Source organism: Elizabethkingia argenteiflava (assembly GCF_009904105.1).
Lineage (GTDB): Bacteria > Bacteroidota > Bacteroidia > Flavobacteriales > Weeksellaceae > Elizabethkingia > Elizabethkingia argenteiflava.
The window spans coordinates 38819-56670 of sequence record NZ_JAAABJ010000543.1; the positions used below are offsets into that span (position 1 = coordinate 38819).

The 17852-nt window shown below is 37.4% G+C and carries 15 protein-coding genes and 1 pseudogene; 10 read left to right on the top strand and 6 right to left on the bottom strand.

The genetic code is table 11. From position 1 onward, the window contains the following. Window positions 1-95 precede the first annotated feature (95 nt). The 3 genes from GNY06_RS09050 to GNY06_RS09060 form a co-directional block, all read right to left on the bottom strand. A complete protein-coding gene (locus GNY06_RS09050; protein ID WP_166519781.1) occupies window positions 96-1181 on the bottom strand; it encodes a 2Fe-2S iron-sulfur cluster-binding protein in 1086 nt (361 codons plus the stop codon). Then, window positions 1178-2494 (bottom strand): phenylacetate--CoA ligase family protein, encoded by a 1317-nt coding sequence (locus GNY06_RS09055; protein WP_166519782.1) that lies wholly within the window; start codon window positions 2492-2494, stop codon window positions 1178-1180. The genes GNY06_RS09050 and GNY06_RS09055 overlap by 4 nt, the downstream gene beginning before the upstream one ends. 80 nt (window positions 2495-2574) lie before the next feature. After that, window positions 2575-3147 (bottom strand): TetR/AcrR family transcriptional regulator, encoded by a 573-nt coding sequence (locus tag GNY06_RS09060; protein ID WP_166519783.1) that lies wholly within the window; start codon window positions 3145-3147, stop codon window positions 2575-2577. Between the two features lie 724 nt (window positions 3148-3871). Between GNY06_RS09060 and clpB the strand changes: the two genes are divergently transcribed. Next, window positions 3872-6466: an ATP-dependent chaperone ClpB gene (gene clpB / locus GNY06_RS09065; protein WP_166519784.1), complete on the top strand. Its 2595-nt coding sequence runs from the start codon at window positions 3872-3874 to the stop codon at window positions 6464-6466. A gap of 65 nt (window positions 6467-6531) precedes the next feature. On the opposite strand, the gene GNY06_RS09070 is transcribed toward clpB, so the two are convergent. Next, window positions 6532-7416: an SDR family oxidoreductase gene (locus GNY06_RS09070; protein ID WP_166519785.1), complete on the bottom strand. Its 885-nt coding sequence runs from the start codon at window positions 7414-7416 to the stop codon at window positions 6532-6534. 126 nt (window positions 7417-7542) lie between these two features. Here GNY06_RS09070 and GNY06_RS09075 point away from each other — a divergent pair, with 126 nt between their 5' ends. Further along, window positions 7543-9840: a GH92 family glycosyl hydrolase gene (locus tag GNY06_RS09075; protein WP_166519786.1), complete on the top strand. Its 2298-nt coding sequence runs from the start codon at window positions 7543-7545 to the stop codon at window positions 9838-9840. A 17-nt stretch (window positions 9841-9857) separates the two neighbouring features. Here GNY06_RS09075 and GNY06_RS09080 read toward each other — a convergent pair whose 3' ends face one another. Beyond that, on the bottom strand, window positions 9858-11195 hold the full coding sequence (locus tag GNY06_RS09080) for a dihydroorotase (protein ID WP_166519787.1): 1338 nt from the start codon (window positions 11193-11195) through the stop codon (window positions 9858-9860). Between the two features lie 162 nt (window positions 11196-11357). Here GNY06_RS09080 and GNY06_RS09085 point away from each other — a divergent pair, with 162 nt between their 5' ends. The 8 genes from GNY06_RS09085 to ribA all read left to right on the top strand — a co-directional run bounded on the left by GNY06_RS09085 (window position 11358) and on the right by ribA (window position 17600). Next, window positions 11358-12809 carry a lipopolysaccharide biosynthesis protein gene (locus GNY06_RS09085; protein WP_166519788.1) on the top strand — a complete coding sequence of 484 codons (1452 nt, stop codon included), beginning with the start codon at window positions 11358-11360 and terminating at the stop codon, window positions 12807-12809. A 2-nt stretch (window positions 12810-12811) separates the two neighbouring features. Next, window positions 12812-13252 carry a dUTP diphosphatase gene (gene dut, locus GNY06_RS09090; RefSeq protein WP_166519789.1) on the top strand — a complete coding sequence of 147 codons (441 nt, stop codon included), beginning with the start codon at window positions 12812-12814 and terminating at the stop codon, window positions 13250-13252. A 63-nt stretch (window positions 13253-13315) separates the two neighbouring features. After that, window positions 13316-14125 (top strand): DUF4292 domain-containing protein, encoded by an 810-nt coding sequence (locus GNY06_RS09095; protein ID WP_166519790.1) that lies wholly within the window; start codon window positions 13316-13318, stop codon window positions 14123-14125. Beyond that, complete coding sequence (locus GNY06_RS09100; protein WP_166519791.1) at window positions 14122-15678, top strand: peptidoglycan DD-metalloendopeptidase family protein; 1557 nt, start codon at window positions 14122-14124, stop codon at window positions 15676-15678. The genes GNY06_RS09095 and GNY06_RS09100 overlap by 4 nt, the downstream gene beginning before the upstream one ends. A 36-nt stretch (window positions 15679-15714) precedes the next feature. Beyond that, a complete protein-coding gene (locus GNY06_RS09105) occupies window positions 15715-15909 on the top strand; it encodes a twin-arginine translocase TatA/TatE family subunit (RefSeq protein WP_166519792.1) in 195 nt (64 codons plus the stop codon). A 5-nt stretch (window positions 15910-15914) separates the two neighbouring features. Further along, window positions 15915-16532: a DUF4254 domain-containing protein gene (locus tag GNY06_RS09110; protein ID WP_166519793.1), complete on the top strand. Its 618-nt coding sequence runs from the start codon at window positions 15915-15917 to the stop codon at window positions 16530-16532. Further along, window positions 16525-16998, top strand: coding sequence for a hypothetical protein (locus GNY06_RS09115; RefSeq protein WP_166519794.1), 474 nt, complete (start codon window positions 16525-16527; stop codon window positions 16996-16998). Before GNY06_RS09110 ends, GNY06_RS09115 begins: the two co-directional genes overlap by 8 nt. A gap of 8 nt (window positions 16999-17006) precedes the next feature. Further along, window positions 17007-17600, top strand: coding sequence for a GTP cyclohydrolase II (ribA, locus tag GNY06_RS09120; protein WP_166519795.1), 594 nt, complete (start codon window positions 17007-17009; stop codon window positions 17598-17600). Window positions 17601-17620: 20 nt separating this feature from the next. Here ribA and GNY06_RS09125 read toward each other — a convergent pair. After that, a pseudogene (locus GNY06_RS09125) lies at window positions 17621-17852 on the bottom strand (IS5 family transposase); the annotation flags it as partial.

Here is a 17852-nt window from a genome sequence, read left to right on the forward strand (position 1 = left end):
TTTATAAACTTAATGATAAATAACTAATTATCAGATACAATCAGGTTCATTTAACCGCTAAATATTGCTTATTTATAATCAATATAAATATAATTTTAAATATCGTAATTAAGCATCAGCACATTGGTAGTGGGGTGGCACTGACAGGTAAGCACATAACCTCTTTGTACTTCCTCTTCGGTAAGTGCAAAATTTTTCTCCATAAAAACCTCACCCTCCATAATTTGGGCCTTACAGGTACAACATACCCCGCCTTTACAGGCAAAAGGTACAGGCAGCTTTTCCTGAAGTGCTTTATCCAAAATACTTTCTTTTTTAGAGTTGAGGTGAAAAGAGTATTCATCATCATCGATAATAAGGGTTACCATACTTTCTACATTGGCGATCGCTTTAAACGCTTCGCTCATCGTCTCGGTATTCTCTGCATCAGGAGGTAAAAAATACTCACTTAAAACCTGTATTGCAGGTACTTTTTTTTCGTTTTTAAGGTAATTTGACACCAGCTTAATCATATCGGATGGTCCACAGATAAAATAGGTCGCATCTGAAATGCCAATCTCTGAATATCTTTTAAAAAGCTGCTCTAATTTTTCGACAGAAATGCGACCTTCGAAAATCGGATCTTCATGTCTTTGACGGCTAAACATGTAAATCACTTTTAACCTTTCTTTAAAATATACTTCTAATTGGTCCAGTTCTTTTTTCTTCAGTATGTACTCCATACTTCTGTTGCTATAAAAAAGATAGGCCTTGCTATGAGGTTCCTGATAAAGAGCTTCTTTTATATTCGACAACACGGGACTGAGACCACTTCCTGCAGCCAAGCCCACATAGGTTTTAGTATTCGTAGGGTGATAGATGGTGTTGAAATTTCCCATGGGAGGCATAACTTCTAAACATTCTCCCTGATGAAGATGCTGATGGAAATAGGTCGATACTTTACCTCCTTCTAGACGCTTTACCACCACCTCCAAGTGATCGCTTTTTTCACTGGGAGCATTGCATATGGAATAAGAACGCCGCTCTTCATTGCCATTGATCATGATACGGAAATTGAGATATTGGCCCTGTTTAAATCTAAATTTATCTTTTAATTCAGTTGGAATTTCTACAGCTACATTTACAGCATCACAAGCCTCTTTCTGAATTTTCACTGCCTTTAGTTTGTAAAATAAATTCATTTTTTTAATATTCTGTTAATTTTTCCACCTTCGCATTTCGGCAATGCTCCCTCTGGGTGAATTTTCACTTTAGTGGTAATCCCCACTCTTCTTTTAATCTCCTTCTCAATACTTTCAGCAAAACGATGGAAAAAGTCCATATAAGCACTATGGTTGATTTCAAATGGCTGTGCTTTTAGCCATACCCCATCGATCTCCACGTCTATCTCCAGTCCTATACACATAGATTCTTTCTCAATCGGAGTCAGATAGTAATGAGGAACAATACCCTTTATATGAGAAAAAGCGGCTTCAATTTGGCTGGGATATACATTAACCCCTCTCACGATCAGCATATCATCTGCCCTTCCTTTGATATTCTTCATTTTCACCATGCTCCGTTTGGCATCGGAATCATAGTACAGACTGGTAATATCATTGGTCCAGTAACGTAACAGTGGCATGGCCTTTTTGGTGAGCGTGGTAAGTACTAAAACACCTTCCTCTCCATAAGGTACAGGCAAGCGGGTGACAGGATCCAGTATTTCAGGAAAAAAATGATCCTCCCAGATGTAAGAACCTCCTTTTTCCTCCCAATCTTCCATCGCAACCCCTGGCCCTATAATTTCACTTAAGCCATAGATATTCGTTACATGCAAGCCCATCTGCTGTTCTATATGATTTCTTACGGTTTCAGTCCAAGGTTCGGAACCTAATATGGCATACTTCAGGCTCACCTCATCTGCCCCTATGCCTCTTTTTGCCAATTCATCCGCTATGGTAAGTGCATAAGAGGGAGAACAACTGAGTACCTCAGGTTTAAAATCCATAATAAGATCCACCTGCCTAGCCGTCATTCCAGCAGAAATTGGAAGGACATTCATTCCTAATTTTTCAGCACCATAATGTAAGCCCAAACCTCCGGTAAATATCCCGTAGCCATAAGCATTATGAAGTAACATTCCGGGTTGTGCTCCCCCCGCATTTAAAGATCGCGCCACTACCTCGCTAAAAAGATTAATATCTTCTCGGGTATAACCTACTACAGTAGGCTTACCCGTGGTTCCGGTAGAACAATGAATACGTTGAAGCGCTTCTTTTTCAACGGTCAATAACCCGAAGGGGTAATGCTCTCTCAAATCATGCTTATAGGTAATGGGGAATTGGGTAATATCCTCCATGCTATTTATATGTTCCGCCCGAACAGCTAAGCTTTTAAATTTTGCTTTGTAAAAATCCGATTTCTGTTCCAGATAGGAAACAAGATTTCTCAATCTCTCGGATTGAAGTGCTCTCAGTTGATCTCGTTGTAAATATTCGACTGGAAAATGCATAAAATTATAACTAACATTTGTTAGGAATGAATTTAACAAAAATTTCTGCACTAACAATTTTTTATGGTTTTTGCCACATTTTAATAACGCCCTAAGAGACCATACAATACTTTATCCCTTATTTCATCGGCGATTTCGGGTGTTGAGTGCCTATTTTTTTTAAACCATAAATAGGAGTGATTTAAGGTATGAAGGATAAATTTCGTGGTGAAAGCTGGCGATTTTAGCTCCCAATTCTCAGTATGGTAAATTTCAAAAAGCATTTTTTCCACTTTATGCTCATATTTTTTCCTCAATTTCAAAAACTCTGTAAGCCTATTTTCAAGGTGCTTCCATTCATTAGAATAGATGTGAGTAACATTGGGATTTTCCAAAACAATACACAAATGCTTTTCAATAAACAAATTTAAACGTTGATTCGCTGTCACTTCTGCAGCCTGAACTTCTTTTAGTCCCTCAAAGAATTTTTGGGCAATACTAAAACATATCCATTGCAACAATTCGTCTTTAGATTGGATATGCGCATAGAGAGAAGGAGCCTTAATATGGAGATGAGCTGCTAAGTCGCGCATAGAAGTGGCCAGATACCCTCTCTCTTTAAATAAATTTATCGCGACCTCTAATATCTCTGTTTGTTTCTTGTTAAGTTGCATTTTTTTGTGTTTTAATAAATCTACGTTTTTTTCTCCAAAAGCTTTTTATTTAATCCTCCTCTAAAAATATATTTCCAGAGCATCATCTTAGGATCATGATTTTACTTTGCTTTAAAAGTATTAAAGATCTATGATAAGCTTCACAGAATTGGGGAAGCCGAAAAAGAGTCCTCTGGAAATGATTTATGCTCTTCATTACTATGAAAGAGCCTCTTTCATTCCAAAGAACTTCTTATAAGGATTAAATAATCCCAACATCAGACTTATATTCTACCTCTTCAAAAGTGGAGAAATCGATTTAAGATTTTCAAAATAGCAAGCCCTGAGTTAAATAGACACAAGAGAAAACCTCACAAAAGCAACTCATAAAAAATGATATAAAAACAGTTCATATATCTTCAATATTCGCTTGCATAAGAATTGTTGCTTTGGTTCTAAATGTTTCTGATTTTTCTAAAAACAGACTAAAGTGTATTATCTTTAATGCTGAGTTGATTAAATTTTAAACGACATTCTCTTGGTGATAAAATTCAGAAAATTTGACTCATTATCTGTAGTTTTAAAATTTAAAATCGGAAATTTTGTCTTATTTACACCTGTGAAATAAAATAGAATAAATTTTGAAAGTAAAATAGCAGGATTAAATTAGAAAAGAAATATGGAGTTTGAGATAACGTACAGATGATATCTCAGATCTTAAAATATCAAAAAAATTACAAAAAATATGAATTTAAATCAGTATACCGTAAAATCGCAAGAGGCTATCCAATCAGCTCAACAGCTGGCCTTGGAATTGGGACATCAGAGTATAGAACCTCAACACCTTTTGGAAGGAATTTTCCAAGTAGACGAAAATATTTCACCCTTTCTATTGAAAAAATCTGAAGTAGAGGCTAGCCTACTAAGAGAAAGAAATCGAGACAGCCTGCAAAAGCTTCCCCAAGTACAGGGAGGCAATATCTATCTTTCCCAATCAGCCAATAAAGTCTTGCTCGATGCCCCCAATATTGCAAAAAAAATGGGAGATGAATATGTAACCCTTGAGCATCTCTGGCTTTCTTTAATTGATAGCCCCTCTTCTGTGTCAAAACTTTTAAAAGACATGGGGGTTACAAGAGAATTACTGGAAGTAGGAATTAAAGAATTAAGAAAAGGTAATAAAGCTACTTCTACAAACTCCGAAGAAACCTATCAGGCCTTAAACAAATATGCTAAAAATTTCAATGAATTAGCTGCAGAAGGAAAACTGGATCCAGTGATAGGTCGTGATGAAGAAATCCGGAGAGTTTTACAAATCCTTTCTAGAAGAACCAAAAATAATCCTATTCTCATTGGGGAGCCAGGCGTGGGAAAAACCGCCATAGCAGAGGGTATCGCTCACAGAATTATCGCAGGGGATATTCCGGAAAATCTGATGGACAAAACACTGTATTCTCTGGACATGGGAGCTTTAATTGCAGGAGCCAAGTATAAAGGTGAGTTTGAAGAGCGCTTGAAATCAGTGGTGAACGAAGTGATTAAATCGGAGGGACAAATTATCTTATTTATAGATGAAATACATACGCTAGTAGGTGCAGGAGGAGGAGAAGGCGCTATGGATGCGGCTAACATTCTGAAACCTGCCTTAGCAAGGGGCGAACTCAGAGCCATCGGAGCAACCACCCTAAACGAATATCAGAAATATTTTGAAAAAGATAAAGCTTTGGAACGCCGTTTCCAAAAAGTAATGGTAGAAGAACCGGATACTGAATCTGCCATCTCTATTCTGCGGGGCATTAAGGATAAATATGAGGCTCACCATAAAGTCAGGATAAAAGATGAAGCGATTATAGCCGCTGTGGAGATGTCCCAAAGGTATATTTCCGATCGTTTCCTCCCAGATAAAGCCATAGACCTTATAGACGAAGCTTCTGCTAAATTGAGAATGGAAATTAACTCCAAACCTGAAGAGTTAGATGTACTGGATCGTAAAATCATGCAAATGGAAATTGAATTGGCCGCCATTTCGCGAGAAAGTAATCAATTAAAAATAGATCATCTAAAAGAAGATCTTGCTAAGCTGAATGAAGAGCGAAATGAAATCAATGCTAAATGGCTAAAAGAGAAACAAAAATCTGAGGATCTCACCCAAATTAAAAAAGATATTGAATCTTTAAAATTGGAAATAGAGCGAGCTTCTCGGATAGGAGATTATGCAAAAGTAGCCGAAATTAAATATGGAACACTCCGCGAAAAAGAAGAAGAGTTGAGCAAAGTGGAGCTGGAGATGCAAAATCACCAGAACGAACTGATAAAAGAAGAAGTGACGGTAGAAAACATCTCAGAGGTTATTGCAAAATGGACAGGTATACCCGTGACCAAACTTCTCCAATCTGAAAGGGAAAAACTCCTTCATTTAGAAGATGAGCTTCACAAAAGAATTGTGGGACAGGAAAAAGCCATTCAGGCCGTTGCAGATGCCATTAGAAGAAACCGTGCAGGTCTGAGCGACGAACGAAAACCCATTGGCTCTTTTCTATTCTTAGGGACTACAGGAGTTGGCAAAACTGAGTTGGCAAAAGCCATAGCAGAATTTCTATTCGATGATGAGAACAATATGACCAGAATAGATATGAGTGAATATCAAGAACGTCATAGTGTTTCGCGCTTGGTGGGAGCGCCTCCAGGATATATTGGTTATGATGAAGGGGGGCAACTAACAGAAGCTGTGAGACGCAGGCCGTACTCGGTAGTGCTTTTAGACGAGATTGAAAAAGCGCATCCGGATGTTTTCAATACGCTGCTTCAGGTTCTTGATGATGGAAGATTAACCGATAATAAGGGACGTGTGGTCAACTTTAAAAATGCGATTATTATTATGACCTCTAACCTGGGTTCTCATCTTATCCAAGAAAATCTTGAGGAAATTACTGATGAAAATCGAAAGGAGATACTCGAAAAAACACAAACTGCAGTATTCGATTTGCTTAAGCAAAGTTTACGCCCAGAATTCCTCAATAGAATTGATGAAGTGGTATTATTCCAGCCTTTGACCCGAAAAGAATTGGGAAAAATCGTACAATATCAATTGAGAAACTTCAATAAAATGCTGGAGAAACGGAATATCCTAATGACAGCAACCCAAGATGCTATGAACTATTTGATGAATAAGGGCTACGATCCTACGTTTGGAGCACGACCTTTGAAAAGAGTTATTCAACAAGAAGTCCTGAATAAATTATCAAAAGAAATACTGGCTGGCAACATCAATGATGGTGATAGCCTTACTTTAGATTACTTTGAAGAAAGTGGTTTGGTATTTAGACCTGCCGAAAGCTAATTTTTTTCATATTGACTGTTTTAACAACCCATCCCTCTCTCCATTTGGATGGGTTATTGTATGTTTTAGCCGGATTTCTTAGATTTTATGAGGGCTTCCAGCTGGTCCCACATCTCTTGAGGGAGGGCTTGTAGCATATTAAACTCACCTGCACCCTGCAACCACTCTCCACCATCAATGGTAACGACCTCCCCATTAATATAAGCTGAAAAATCAGACACCAAATAGGCTGCTAGATTGGCCAGCTCTTGGTAATTTCCCACTCTTCCAAGGGGAACCTTCTTAGCCATATCAAATTTTTCGAGCAGCTCCCCTGGCAGCAATCGATCCCAAGCGCCTTTTGTAGGGAAAGGACCCGGTGCAATAGCATTGAAGCGGATACCATATTTAGCCCATTCTACTGCGAGACTACGCGTCATCGCCAAAACCCCGGCTTTAGCACAAGCAGAAGGCACAACATAGGAGGATCCCGTCCAAGCGTAAGTCGTTACGATATTGAGTACGGTACCCGAAGTTTTCTGAGTATTAATCCAGTGTTTACCTATAGAAAGCGTACAATTTTTCGTCCCTTTGAGTACAATATCCAAAATAGAATCAAAGGCAGAATGCGTGAGTCTTTCGGTAGGGGAAATAAAATTTCCAGCTGCGTTATTAACTAAAATATCGATTTTTCCTAATTTTTCGATCGCCTCTTCTTTCATGGCTTCTACCTCTTGCCAACTACGAACGTCGCAAGCTACACAGACGACCTGACCTCCTGTTTCAGCTTCCAACTCTTGGGCGGACTTCCGAAGTTTATCTATATTTCTAGAAGTGATGAGCACCCGAGCTCCGAGTTGCAAAAAATATTTGGTCATTGCTTTACCAAGACCACTTCCGCCACCTGTTACTATTATTGATTTACCATCCAAAGCCCCCTCTTTTAACATGGACTTTTCGTACGTATTCATGATTTTGTTTTGCCTAAATATACTAAATATTCATTGGAAAAAAATAAGGTACAACTGCTTAGTAATATGTTCACAATAATATTTAACCCATTTTATTTATTTTTAATTTATTAAATATCTCATATCATGCATATTACAAAATTATCCCTAACTCTTTTTACCCTTATTTTCTATTACCACTCCCAGGCCCAGAAAAATGTAAAACTTATATCCTATGTACACCCCTTAATCGGTACTGAAAAAATGGGACACACGTATCCTGGAGCAGCCTCTCCTTTTGGTGCAGTACAATTAAGCCCTGAAACCGATACAATATCCTATGATCTGAATGGGAAATATAATCACGACGTCTATAAATACTGCTCTGGATACCGCTATGAAGATAAAACAATTATCGGCTTTAGCCATGCCCATTTCAGCGGCACAGGCCATTCTGACCTCGGTGATTTTCTGGTCATGCCGACAGTGGGTAAACTTAGACTCAACCCTGGAACGGCGACACATCCTGAAAAGGGTTATCGCTCGCGGTTTTCTCATACAGACGAAAAATCAGAGGCGGGATATTATAAAGTAAAACTGAACGATTATAATGTTTTAGCCGAACTCACCGCTACCCCTCGGGTGGGTGTACACCGATATACGTTTCCCAAAACAGATCAAGCCCATATCATTCTAAATCTTATCGCTGGCATTTACAATTATAGCGATAAAAACATCTGGACTTACGTAAGATTCATCGATAATCAATCCCTTACCGGATATCGACAAACCAACGGTTGGGCTCGTACACGTACGGTTTATTTTGCCATGAAGTTTTCAAAAGCTTTTAAAACTTATGGGCAACAAAATAATGATCATCAAAACATCTACAAGGGATTTTGGAGAAAGTTTGACCAAAATAAAAATTTTCCTGAAATCGCAGGTAAACAGGTTCGCCTGTATTTTGACTTCACAACTCAGCAAGGTGAGGCTATAGAAATTAGACTCGCGATCTCCCCCGTAAGCCAAAAAAATGCACTGGAAAATTTAGAGAAAGAAAGTACTCACCTTTCCTTTGATCAGATCAGAAAACAAACCCAAGAGGATTGGAATAAAGAACTCAACAGAATTCTTATAGAAGGAACAGAGGATCAAAAAATAAATTTCTACACCGCCATGTACCATGCCTTTATTAGCCCTAACCTCTATATGGATAGCAATAGCGAATATAGAGGTCTGGATCAAAATATACATAAAGCAGCTGACTTCACCAATTATACTACTTTTTCGCTATGGGATACTTATAGGGCCTTACATCCTCTTTTCAATATTATCCAACCTAAGCGCAATAATGATATGCTGAAGTCTATGATGGCACATTACGATCAATTTTCTATGAAAATGCTACCTATATGGTCCCATTATGCTAATGAAAACTGGTGCATGAGTGGTTATCACAGCGTAAGCTTACTGGCCGATGCTATTATTAAAGGAAATTATAATGGAGATGCAGAGGCCGCCCTTCAAGCCTGTATTGCCACCGCCAATAAACGTAACTATGAAGGAATCGGCGACTATATAGATAAAGGATATATACCCGCTGAAAATAATGCAACCTCAGTTTCCAATACGTTAGAATATGCCTATGACGACTGGGCCATTGCCCAATTAGCGAAACATCTGGGAAAAACTAAAGTTTACCATCAATTTATGAAACGTTCCGAAAACTGGAAAAATAACTTTGATCAACACACAGGCTTTATGCGCCCACGCTTATCGAATGGACATTTCAAGAAGGATTTTAACCCGCTAGACACACATGAACAAGGTTTTATAGAAGGTAATTCATGGAATTACAGCTTTTTTGTACCCCAAGACCCTCATGCTCTTATCCAGTATATGGGAGGCCAAGAAAAATTCAGTGCTAAATTGGATACGCTTTTCTTCATGCATTTACCGGATAAGTTTTTTGCAAAGACGCAAGATATTACACGAGAGGGTATTGTCGGAGGATATATACACGGTAATGAGCCCGCTCATCACGTTGCTTACCTCTATAACTGGAGTAATCAAGCTTGGAAGACTCAGAGGCAGGTTCGCCATATTTTGGAAAAGCAATATAAACCAACACCCGATGGATTGGGAGGGAATGATGATACGGGACAGATGAGTGCCTGGTACATTCTGAGCTCTTTGGGCTTCTATCCTGTAGCTCCGGGATCGGAAGATTATGCCATAGGGAGCCCCGCTATAGAGAGGGCTATTCTTTATTTAGAGAACGGAAATAAATTTGAAATAGAAGCTCTTGACCAAAAACCGGAACATGTATATGTTCGAAAAATTTTGATAAATGGAAAAGAGCTAAAAAATTTCAGTCTTAAACATTCAGAAATGATGAAGGGAGGAAAGCTGACTTTTTACATGAGTAATAAACCTCAATATTAACCTTCGCTGTACTAAACTTATTTCACTTCAAACAATAACCGCTCTCCGCAGGGGGCTTCTAAGATTTGACCATTTTCATACACCAATTTTCCATTCACAAAAGTATAGTTTACTTTGGCATGGTATACCTTATCTTCAAGAGGACTCCACCCACACTTATACAGCAGCTTATCTTTAGTTACTTTCCAGCTTTCATTGAGGTCCACCAAAACAAGATCGGCTTTATATCCTTTTTTTATAAATCCACGCCTTTCAATGCGAAAGAGTATGGCCGGGTTATGGCACATTTTTTCTACAATTTTTTCTAGGGATATCCTTCCCTTTCGGTAGTTCTCTAACATGATGATTAAAGAGTGTTGTATAAGAGGACCGCCTGAAGGGCATTTTATATAGAGATTTTGTTTTTCTTCCCACGTATGCGGTGCATGATCTGTTGCCACAATATCGATACGATCATCTAATAAGGCTTTCCAAAGTCCCTCTTTATCCTGCTGAGTCTTTATTGCGGGATTCCATTTTATCAAGCATCCTTTTGCCTCATAATCATCATTGGTAAAAGTTAAGTGATGCACACATACTTCCGCCGTAATTTTTTTTTCCTCCAAAGGGATGTCATTTCTGAACAGTTCTGTTTCCTTTAATGTAGAAAGGTGAAAAACATGAAGACGGGCCCCCGTTTTTTGGGCAAGTGCTATCGCCTTTGATGAGGATTGATAACAAGCCTCTTCACTTCGAATAAGATGATGAAACTTCATTGGAATATTTTCTCCATATTCTTCCAAATACTTTTGAGTATTGGCTTTTATGATGGCCTCATCTTCACAGTGTACGGCTATAAGCATGGAGGTGCTGCTAAAAATCTGCTCTAGAGTTTGAGGATTGTCTACCAACATATTTCCAGTAGAAGAACCTAAAAATAACTTAATCCCCGGAACGTTTCTAGGATTGGTTCTCAGTACTTCGTCAAGATTACTATTAGAGCCTCCCATCATAAAGCCGTAATTGGCATAGGATCTGCGATAGGCTATCCGATATTTATCCTCTAACAAGTCTTGAGTTACCGCATTGGGAAGCGTATTAGGCTGATCTATAAAACTAGTGACTCCTCCAGCTACAGCCGCTCTGCTCTCGGAAGCAATATCTCCCTTGTGTGTTAAGCCCGGTTCTCTAAAATGTACCTGATCATCAATAACGCCAGGTAAGAGGTATTTTCCGCTCGCCTCTATTATCCTACTCACTCCATTATTGGGAATATTTTTAGCGATTTCAGAAATTATATCGTTTTCAATGAGCAGATCACTTTCAATAATTTGATTTTGATTAACGATTTTAGCATTTTTGATCAGAATTTTCATATAAATAGGATATTAACTGGGCAAGTAGGTACTCCCCCTTATCGGTTTTTGTATTCTAGAACTTACAAAGTTAAACTTTATTGGCTTGTAAGAAATATGAAATTATATGAATTATCAAAAGGCTGAACTCAATTTTATTAACTTTGCTAAAAATTTGAAGCTTTGTACAAAAAACTTTTAGGACAAACTGCTATATACGGATTTGGAACTATTATTATCCGACTTTTCCCCTTTATTATAAGCCCCTTTTTAACAAGAGCCTTCGGTCCGACTGCATTAGCGCCTTTTGTGGATTTTTACTCTGTGGCAGGTATTATGATTGTACTACTTTCTCACGGCATGGAAACCACTTTTTTTCGGTTTGCTGAAAAAGAAGACGATCATCAAAAACTAATTACCACCTCCACTTTTAGCGTAGTAGCAGCCTCATTGATTTTTATGCTGTTAGGTTTTACCTTTAGGAATTCTATTGCTGAGGCTTTTAAAACTCCTGATCAGGTAAATTTTCTCACTATGATGGTGTGTATACTCGGAATCGATGGATTAAGTACCATGCCTTTTGTTATCCTCAGAAAGACCGGACGACCGAAAAAATTTGCTCTTATAAAAATTTTAAATGGACTCATCAATTTCGTACTACTCCTATTTTTTATCGTTTTTTTACCCCAATTGGGCGATAAGGGCCTATTGGGCTTTGTCTACAATGAAAATTTTGGGGTTGGTTATGTTTTTGTCGCCAATTTAATTGCCAGCACAGCAACTTTCCTACTTCTTTTTAAAGAATTGAAAGAGGTTAAATTAAGGAAATTTAGCTTTCCCCTATGGAAGAAGATGATGGCCTACTCCCTACCGATTACTATCGCTGGGCTAGCAGGCATCATCAATGAAACTTTAGACCGCCAATTTTTAAAATACCTGCTTCCTGAGGAAAAAAGTACAGAGCAAATGGCTATATATGGAACTGTATGTCGCCTGGTTACTTTTATGACTTTGTTTAGACAGGCCTATCTTATGGGAATAGAGCCCTTTTTCTTTTCTCATTCTCGTAAAGAGAATTCGAGGCAAGCCTATTCGAAGCTTATGACTTTTTTTGTAGTAGCCAACTGCTTGATGCTTCTAGGCTTATGTGCCAACTTGGAATGGATTTCCCATGAGTACATTCGAAATCCAGCCTATTACTCGGGGATCCCTATTGTCCCGCTGGTGCTTATCGCTTCTGTATTTTTAGGAATCTACCTAAACCTCTCTATTTGGTATAAACTGACGGACAAAACCATATTTGGAGCTTATATTTCTATCATCGGAGCTGTGATCACTATTGGCATCAATTACTTTTTTATTCCAGAATATGGCTATTGGGCCAGTGCCTGGGCCACTTTTTTTTCCTATTTCATTATGATGGTGATTTCTTATGGATTAGGCCATTATTACTACCCTATCCCTTACAATATGAAAAAATTATTCCTCTATCTGGGCCTATCCATACTATTTTCTTATTTATCGTATTATACTTTAAAAGGTAATTTAATTTTTGGTAACGGATTATTCTTAATATTTTTGGGTCTGGTTCTATTTTTAGAAAGGAACACTATTAAAAATTTCAGAAAATCATAACAATGAAGATAAAAGTAATCAATAGATCGAAACACCCTCTCCCAAAATATCAAACGGCTCAAGCTGCCGGAATGGACCTTTACGCGAATATTGAAGCTCCCATTCATCTGGAATCACTGGAAAGGAAATTGATCCCCACAGGCTTATTTATGGAATTACCCACAGGATATGAAGCTCAGGTAAGACCCAGAAGTGGTCTGGCTATAAAAAAAGGCATTACCTGTCTGAATGCTCCTGGAACTATAGATGCTGATTACCGAGGAGAAGTTGGCGTAATCTTGGCCAATTTATCCAGAGAAGTATTTACCATTAATGATGGTGACCGCATTGCTCAACTGGTGATCGCTAAACATGAAACAGCAGAATGGATACCTGTAGAAAATTTAGAAGATACACTGCGCGGCACAGGAGGATTTGGGAGTTCAGGCGTTGAAAAAAAATAGCCCTTAATTTAAAAATCCCAATTTTGGCCTGATTTTCGCCGCTAATTAAAAAATGTTTTAAAAATGAAAACCCCCCTGCTATATATTCTTGCTGCGGCAAGTCTTGCTTCCTGCGCTACCACTCATATAGCTAAAGAAAGCACTCCTCATACCAAGAGTGTAGAACAACCCCTAAAGGACAATACCTCTTTTTTTAAGCATATTCAAAATACCTCCAACTTCGATGCAGTAAAAATTTCTAGTACAATCAATATAGAAAATGGAAAATTTATTCCCCAGCTCAACGCTACTTTTTATATTGAAAACAATCGGAAGGTATGGGCCAATATCACCGCTCTACTGGGAATAACTGGTGCGCGGGGAATCGCTACTCCTACAGGAATTAAAGGCTACGAAAAGTTGAATAAAACCTATATTGATTCTGATTTTAGTTATCTAAATAATCTGTTGGGTGTTTCATTTATTAATTATAAAGCTTTACAAAATTTGCTGCTGGGTAAAACTTTTTTACCGATCAATCCCCAGGATTTCATATTAACCCAAACTGAACAGGGATATCATCTAAAGTCATCGAGCCCCCAGCAATTAAATGTGGATGGAAAGGTTTCTTCTTATGATATAAGTATGGACTACGATCCACTAGTTAACCTGAGCAAAGTACAGATCAATACGGTTGAATCGGATCACCAATTGGAAATTAATTATTCCAACTGGATCCATGCTAATCAAGAGAACTTTCCTAAAAATGTTAAAATAATTATAAAAAATAAAAAAACAGATCAAATTTTGATCGAAAATACGAACTTTGATTTTTCTAAGATGCAGACACCCTACTCCGTTCCACCTAACTATACTAAGAAAGAGATTAAATGACACATAAGAAACTCTATTTTTTTCTATTTTCTATCCTAAGCATCGGTATCTTCGGGCAACAAAAAGAAAAACTTCAGCAGCAAAATGCTGATCTTAAAAAACAGATAGCAACCCTTAACGCAGACTTAGCTAATTCCAAAAAAGAGTCTCGACTTTCAGTAGCCTATCTTCAGAACCTTAATCATAAAATAAATCTGAGAGAAAAGCTATATAACAATACCCAGAAAGAGAAACGCTTTATAGAGGATGATATCTATAAACGCCAATTGGAAATTAACAAATACAACCGAGAGCTGGAAACGCTTAGAAAAAATTATGCTAATATTTTAGTAAAAGCATATAAAAATAAAGGAATCCAAAATAAGGTAACCTTTATTCTATCCTCAAAAAATCTTGGGGAAGCGCTTAGAAGAATTCAGTATTTAAAACAGTATTCAGATTTTCAAGATAAAAAAGCTGCTGAAATCACCGAAAAGACAAATCAAATTAAAGCAACAATGGCTTTACGAGAAAAAGCCAAGAAAGAAAAAGAAATGCTGATGCTCAATCAGCAAAATGAACTTAAAACCATTAATGCAGAGAGGGAGCAAAAAGAAGTTCTTATTGGTGAGTTTAAACAACAAGAAGCTAAGATAACAGCCGAAATTCGACAAAAACAAGTCGAGTCTAAACAATTAGAAGGTGAAATCCGCCGAATCATCAACGAAGAAATTAGAATCGCTAAAGCTAAAGCAGAAGCAGAAAGAAAAGCACAAGAAGAACGGCAACGCTTGGCTCGTATTGAAGCAGAAAGAGAAAAAGCTCGTATTGAAGCAGAAAACAGAGCAAAAGCTGAAGCGCTTGAAAGAGAAAGGAGAGCAGCAGAAGCAGAAGCCCGAAAAGCAGCTGAATTAGCCGCTAAAAAGGCAGCTAACGAAAAAAGACATGCGGAGGAAGTCGCGAAAGCAGAAGCCAATGAAAGGGCAGAAGCCAGAAGACTCGCAGCTGAAAAAGAAGCGCGGGAAGCAGCAGCAAAAGCAAAAGCTGCTGAAGAAAGAGCATCTGCGGCAAGAGATGCAGAAGCAAGATTAGCCCAAGCTAAATATACGGCTCAGAGGGCGGCTGAAGATAAAGTCATGAAAGACTACAACACCTCGATTATGCCTAGCTCTTCTGCTTTTGCGGACAACAGAGGCAGATTACCTTTCCCTGTAAGAGGACAGATCACCCATCGCTTCGGACGTCAATCTCACCCTATTTTTAAAAATATTCAGGAAGATAATTCTGGAATTAAGATTGCGGTTGCCCCTGGAACGATAGCAAAAGCTGTTTTTCAAGGTGTCGTTTCGAAAATTTTATATGTTGGAGGATCAAAAACGGTGATGGTAAGACATGGTTCCTATTTTACGATTTATTCTAATCTGAGTTCTGTTTTGGTATCTCAAAATCAGAACGTATCTGCTGGTACACCTATCGGAAAGGTAGAAATGGATTTAGATGGATCTTATACGATGGAATTCCAAATATGGAATGGAAACACACCTGTCGACCCTTTGGGATGGCTTGCATACTAAATTAATTGTATCTTTGCAGAAATAAATACATCAAAAATGAACAGCTTAGCAATTATACTACAGTTATCTGTTACCCATGTACTTATTGTACTGGTAATACTACTACTATTATTTGGAGGTAAAAAAATTCCAGAACTAATGCGGGGAATGGGATCTGGTATCAAAGAATTTAAAGATGCCGTAAAAGAAGATGAAAAGAAAACCGATAATTCTGAACATAAATCTTCTTAAAAAATATGTCCTTGACCAAAACTGCATGGGCTATTTTCAATCAGTCTATTATTCAATATCATCTTCTTGATAACGTGGATGCTCAGGAAGAGAACCCTTTTGAAGAAGGGAGTTTGGAACGAATTTTGTATTCTAAAAACTGGATTGATACAGTTCAATGGCATCTTGAAGATCTTATTCGTGACGAGAATATTTCTCCAGATGAAGCTTTGTTTTTGAAAAGAAGAATAGATGCCTCTAATCAAAAAAGAACTGATTTAGTGGAGTATATAGACCATTATTTTTTTGAAAAATATCGTCATATCCCTATAAAAACTGATGCAAGATTAAATACGGAAACTCCCGCTTGGGCTTTTGATAGGCTCTCTATATTAGCCTTAAAAATCTATCATATGAAAATAGAGGCCTCCAGAGAGGATGCAGAGGTAAAGCATCGCGAAAAATGCAGGGTCAAACTATCAATATTAAAGGAACAATATAAAGATTTATCTTTAGCCATAGAGCAGTTGCTTACTGATATAAGTGAGGGGTCGGTTATAATGAAAACTTACAAACAGATGAAAATGTATAATGATGAGAGCCTAAACCCTATATTATATCAGAAAAAAAAGCAACATGGCTAAAACAAATATTGTTTTTTTTATAATGATTAGTTTTTTAAGCATTTCCTGTTCGGTTGAAACGCTTAATTATATTTCACGTATAGACAACAAGAGTCAGATGCCTAGCTCAGTAGTTTCTATTATTGATAATCAATATATTAATGACAAGATTGTATCCACCCAAATAAGTATTGAAAAGGTAAAATATATGTCAGATCTTTCCAATCTTATTACAGTATTTCCAAAATTTACCAATGCAGCCGTTGACGCAGAAATAAAAAAATTAAAAACAGCTGTACAGTCTTATATCTACGCAACTACTGAAGGTAAAGCCAAACAAAAAAAATCCGCCTATAAAGCCTATGCTCAGTCTTTTAAGACACTCCAAAGTCTGAAAAAATATATGAATAGTGATGACATGGAACTCATGAGCCGTTATTTAACACGCATAAAAGCCAATATCAATTCTTTAGAATATCTTAATTAGTACATAAAATGATTGAAATCCAGGCACAATCAAATGTTCCCACAGAATACGGACAGTTTAAAATGGTGGCCTTTTCCGAGAGTAGTGATGACTGGATGCCTCACCTGGCTATTATTGCCGATAAAACAGATTTCAGCCAGACGGTAAATGTAAGATTTCATTCGGAGTGTATTACCGGAGAAGTTTTTCATTCAAATAAATGTGAATGTGGGCAACAGTTAGATGCTGCCATGCGCTATATTGATGAGCATGGTGGTATTATAATTTATCTACGCCAAGAAGGCCGTAATATAGGTATTATTAATAAGCTTAAGGCCTATGCCCTTCAGGAAAAAGGATTTGATACGGTAGAAGCTAATCTGAGGCTCGGTCTACCAGTAGATGACAGAGATTTTGGCATCGCCATTGAAATACTGAATCTATTAAAAGTAAAGTCAGTCAATCTGATCACCAATAACCCATTGAAAATAAAGGCTATAGAAGAAAGCAATATCAGCCTAAAAAGCAGAATCCCATTGCAGATAGCCGCAACAAAAGAGAGTAAGAATTATTTGAATGTTAAGAAAAATTATTTTGGCCACTATTTAGATGATGAAAAATGATACTATGAACTTGTTTAAACTTATAGTTTTCTGAGGAATAAAATAACAAAAGCAATATAATGCAAAGAATTCCAAGTTATTACAGAAGTTTCAAATCGTATTAATAATGCTTTGAAAGTATCCATCCAAGCATTTGCTTTCTCTATATTGAACCTTCGTTTATATAATTCTTCATCAAAACAATAATAATTCTTGGCTGTTTTATTATTCCTGAGATGGGTTTTAATATTGGCGATTATTTTTTCTTTTTCT